The organism is Nocardia sp. NPDC051756 (assembly GCF_040681495.1).
Classification (GTDB): Bacteria; Actinomycetota; Actinomycetes; order Mycobacteriales; family Mycobacteriaceae; genus Nocardia.
Genome location: NZ_JBFAYV010000030.1, coordinates 1 through 4,827, shown reverse-complemented (window position 1 = coordinate 4,827; position 4,827 = coordinate 1). Strand labels below are relative to the sequence as shown.

Annotated in this window: 3 protein-coding genes; 1 reads left to right on the top strand and 2 read right to left on the bottom strand. The window is 36.0% G+C overall.

Annotated elements, in window-relative coordinates; all coding sequences use genetic code 11:
* Positions 1-80: 80 nt before the first annotated feature.
* Together AB0M22_RS45525 and AB0M22_RS45520 are read right to left on the bottom strand one after the other, a co-directional pair.
* Positions 81-1,280 (bottom strand): RepB family plasmid replication initiator protein, encoded by a 1,200-nt coding sequence (locus AB0M22_RS45525; RefSeq protein WP_063283645.1) that lies wholly within the window; start codon positions 1,278-1,280, stop codon positions 81-83.
* A gap of 1,657 nt (positions 1,281-2,937) precedes the next feature.
* Positions 2,938-4,236, bottom strand: a complete 1,299-nt coding sequence (locus AB0M22_RS45520; RefSeq protein WP_364740283.1) for a polysaccharide deacetylase family protein — start codon at positions 4,234-4,236, stop codon at positions 2,938-2,940.
* Positions 4,237-4,404: 168 nt separating this feature from the next.
* Between AB0M22_RS45520 and AB0M22_RS45515 the strand changes: the two genes are divergently transcribed.
* Positions 4,405-4,827, top strand: a 423-nt coding sequence (locus AB0M22_RS45515) for an IS6 family transposase (protein WP_364740287.1), incomplete at its 3' end; no start/stop codon positions are given.

Sequence of the window (4,827 nt, the reverse complement as noted above, 5' to 3'; positions counted from 1 at the left end):
CTAATTTAGATACTTGATAATGAATTTTCTTTTTTGATACACCCAACTCATCCGCAAGCTCTTTGATCGTTTTTAGATTCTCACTCATGGCTTGCTCCTTTACCTCGAACACTTGCACGTTCTGGTTGGTCAAGGTCTTGTAATTTCACAGTTGGCAAATACTGATCAACTGCCTTTTTAAGATACTTTGCAACGTTCCCTTTTGAATAAGGTTCTTGCTTCTCACGAACGTATGAGAGGTGCTTTTTGACCCCCTCAAGTCCTCGTAATGTTTTGAGTTCGTCATACTTTGGATAAACATTTTTTTGCAAGCCAGCCATAAGTGATGTATCTGTCATTTCATAAGGCGATAAAAGGAAATTTTCAAGCAATAACCTTGTATATCTACTTTCTAACGCTTTACCTGCAAGTGTTTGGTTTGATAATTCTTTTTCGGCTTTCGCTTCCTTGTAGGTCTTGTCCTCTAGCTTATAACTGTTATCGTCTGCTCGACGTTTTTTCGTGATATGAAAGACAATAGAATCAATGCTTTTACCTTTTTTCACTTTCTCATAGGCAATATTAAATGAGGTCCGATCATTGATTTCTTCAAGGGGTTTATCTAAAACTTTCTTGCTAAAGTTAGTGAATAATTTGTATTCATTGACCGTGTCCGTCATTTCTCGTAATTCTCGCATGGAAATTGAAGGATTGCGGTAGGCTTCCACTTGTTCTTCTCGGCGCCCGCCCTTGTAACTATAATGCTCGTACTGGTTATAATTCATAGATAACCAGCGATACAAGATAATGGAATACTTGCTATTGAGTTCTGCAAGATCAGACAAAGCGTGTTGCGTGAAATTTTGTTTTAAATTGATTAAATACGGCATAATTTCAGGACTAAATCGGATCGTTACCTCATCATGATAATCCGTCCACTTAACATAGGGAATCGGCACAATATTTTCAAATTCAAATCCATGTTCTTTTTTTTCTTTAATTTTGAAAAAGGCTTGTTTCTGCATATTCTCGACTGCCTGTTTAAAACGTGTGTGTTTATTGCTGTCGTCCACTTTAAAAAAGGCAAACAGTTCTGCTTTTGACAAATAAACCGTATGATCTTTTGGTGGTTCTTCTGTATCAATGCACGATACGGCTAATTCAAACATTTTCAGTGGGGTTTTATCCATTTTGGCAATAGATGTGATTAAAGAATTATGCTCGACCACTTTACGTTTTGATAATTCGTTCAAGATTTGCACCTGCTTCTGATTTTGTTCATTTTTTGGTATACTAGTCATAGAAAACTGCTCCTTTGTGAGTGATTTTAGATAGGCATGAAGAAAATCTGACCAAAGAATTGTTCTTCATGCTTTTATTATACCACAACATAAGTACTTACCTAACAAAAAAGTACTTATGTACATAGTTTTTTGTACTTATATAATTCTATAAACCCTTGAAAACACTCACTTTTTTTTGACGCAAAAGATTAAAAGATTAAAATATATAAGATAAATATATATATAGGCTTCGCCTATTTTTTATTTTTTTCAAAAATGTAAAATCCAAAGTCAAAATCATCAAAAAAAGGAGTGAGCGAAAACCACGCTCACATTTTACTTGCAGCGTTCACTCGCACTCGCTAAAAGAAAAGATCAAACCCTCTCTTAGGACTTTCTTGGATTCCCTCTAATTGCTCGTATACGCTGTTTTAACTATTTGACTAGCTAAATACTCATACTTTGCAATCAAGCGTCTTACAGACGGTCAGGGCAAGCCCTAACAACCCTTAAATGGAAAACCTATACTTTGTTTAACTTGTTTTTTTACAACTTAAAACAAGCTATTCAATTCAAAATCACTTTAAACCCACTTAAAAGCTCGTTTAAGCATTCTTAATGTTCCCTTTGAACAAATAGACAGTTTCGAATTAAAGTCGCTTAAATCGAGTTTTAGAGCGTTTTAAAATAGAATGATGAAAAACTAAAAAGTTTCAAACGCTGGTCGGCTTGTTTCGTAAAAAAAGAGTGCAATGCGCACTTACACATCACTCTAAAAACGAGTGATGTAATGGCTAAAAATCGTGTATCAGAAGTTGCTTATCGCAACAACAAAATTTCATGCTAGTAGCGTCTCTTAAATGAGTGAGTCTTTGTTTCAATTTGTGATACTTCTTTCTGATCCATAAATAGCCTCCTCAAAGATAAAATGCCCCAGCGCTCATTCCTCAATCGCCCTTTGTCATTGATTTTGTAATAAGCATTGCGCCCTATTCGGTTACAATCATTATAACAAAATAGCAAATATAAAACCATAAATACTGCAAGCTATCACATTGTAATACAAATTACTTCGTTCTTGTATTACAATGTGGCTTGAAAAGGGGGAAGTTTCACTTTCCCCTTTTATCCCCTTTGGATTGTGTCGATTTGCTTTACGCAAACGCCACCTACCCATTTTATAAAAATAAAATGGGCAAAAGATCTTTCTTTTTGTCATACAAAAAGAAGAAAAAGAGGGACGATTTTCTTCTTCCGAAATCGTCCCTCTTTTTGGATGAACGAACAAAAAATCTCTCGTATTTTGTTTGTTCATCCACTAAAAATATGCGAACAGTATGGCTTCATTCAATTCTGTTCTTACAAGTCAAAAGCATCGAATCGTCCAAGGACGATTCAACAAAAAAAGTAGTCGTTTTTGGACGACTACTAAGTTCTAAACATTCATTACCCAAAATCAATTTGGTCTAACATCGTTTCTCGACTAGCTTGATCTAATCCAAGATACGTTAAGGTCATGGCTTCACTTGAATGGTTTAATAAATTCATCACTAAACCAATATTATAGTTTGACTGCGTATAGACCTTATAAGCGCCTGTTTTACGCATGGTATGCGTTCCTAGATAGTTAATTCCTACTTATTGTCGGCGGAGCTGGACGCTTCTTTCACAACCTCTATCCTCGATCTTTTTGGTCATACACTTCTTTGACGTTGATAAATTGATCAAGTATTGGATTTTCTCCTTTTAGGTCAGCTTCGAAACGGATACCGTCAATATTGATTCTGGCGTTACGGTAGTAGTCAGTTCCTAGTTGTCCCCATGCAGGAGTTGAGGCATCGACATTGCAGAAGATATCAAATCCTTGTTGTTTCAAGTAAGCAAATTTTTGATTTGCTTCAGAATAAGGTTGCCAATCGCTGATGTCAGCGCCAAATGGGTAGATCAAAATATTTGTTTTGCCTAAAATAGGTGCAACTTCATTTTGCCAACGTTCATTATCTTGTTGGATATCGGCTAAAGAAGCTTGTGTCATATTCAAGTGTCCCCAAGTATGAGAAGCAAAACTCCAACCATCTTTCTTTAATTGATCAGCAACTTTTTTGGCTGCTTCGATTTCTTTGTTTGTTTTTTCGTTATCACCATATTCTGATTTTGATGTACGGTAACCTAATACACCATTATAGCCTGTTAAAGCTAATGTTCCTTTGGCGCCTTGATAAGAAAAATCGGGATGTTTTTTAATGAATGAATCGATCAATGGAACCATATCATAGTCACCAACAGTTTCCTTCTTATTGTCGATATAAATATTCTTGATTTGGTTCTGTTTATCGACAATCAACTTACTTGGAAATCCTGAATTGTCCATGTATTCATAATAGCTGACATCGTCTTGCGAAAGAATTAACGGTTTCTTTCCTTCTGGAAGAGAAACACCTGTAAAGGTCAGTTTTCCATCTGTTCCTTTTTTGACTAATCCATTTAGATTAACAAGAACATAGTTATTTTTATATAACTGATCAATGGTTTTATTGAATTCGGAAATAGTGACCATATAATCTTTATACCCTTGTGCTTGCTGGGTATGAAAAGCCTTAACTGGATCAACAATCAGACTATGAAAGAAGACGTGTGAGATTTTGGTCGGGTCTTCCCATTTTACCAAGGATTCTTTTTCTTTTTTCAAAGTTGCTAACAATTGTTGCGCTTCTTTGGCGTCGTCTTTTTCAAGTAAGGCGATGGCTTCATCATAATGATAACTTGCAGCAAGCTGTTTTGCTTGATCAAGCTGTTTCGTCGTTTGTTTATCTTCAACAGGTTTTGAGCTGCTGCTTGAGTGTTGAGTTGTTTGACTAGTGTTTTCTAATTTATTGTTTGTTACTGCTTGTGTAACAAAAAAGATACTTACACCTAGAATAATAACAGTGCATACAGAAGTGACAGCCAATATGATTTTGTGTGTATGTTTCATTTTATCGTCCCCTACTACTTTTTGATTTCAAAAACCCCCGTAAGCTTTTCTTAACCTTTTGAAAAACTTCCCATAACCATTGTAACGAATATAGGGTTCTGTTGCAAAGTTTTAAATCTACTATCAAATAAGGTAGAATAATAGAAAAAGATAGCAGGAGGAATGACGATGAATCATTTTAAAGGAAAGCAATTTCAGCAGGATGTGATTATTGTAGCCGTGGGCTACTATCTTCGTTATAACCTTAGCTATCGTGAAGTTCAAGAAATCTTATATGATCGTGGCATTAACGTTTCTCATACGACGATTTATCGTTGGGTACAAGAATACGGTAAAGTCCTCTATCATCTTTGGAAAAAGAAAAATAAAAAATCCTTTTATTCATGGAAAATGGATGAAACGTACATCAAAATTAAAGGAAAATGGCATTATTTGTATCGAGCCATCGATGCAGATGGTTTAACCTTGGATATTTGGTTACGTAAAAAACGGGACACTGAACGGCTCCCCCTTGCCGAAGGCGAGCACCTTGGCCGGCGCGATGGCGTAGACGAGAGCGGTGTGTCCCGCACCGTCGTCGAAGCCCGCCTC

Coding starts and splice junctions, on each gene's coding strand:
- AB0M22_RS45525 (WP_063283645.1), bottom strand. CDS start 1,280: ATGACTAGTATACCAAAAAATGAACAAAATCAGAAGCAGGTGCAAATC.
- AB0M22_RS45520 (WP_364740283.1), bottom strand. CDS start 4,236: ATGAAACATACACACAAAATCATATTGGCTGTCACTTCTGTATGCACT.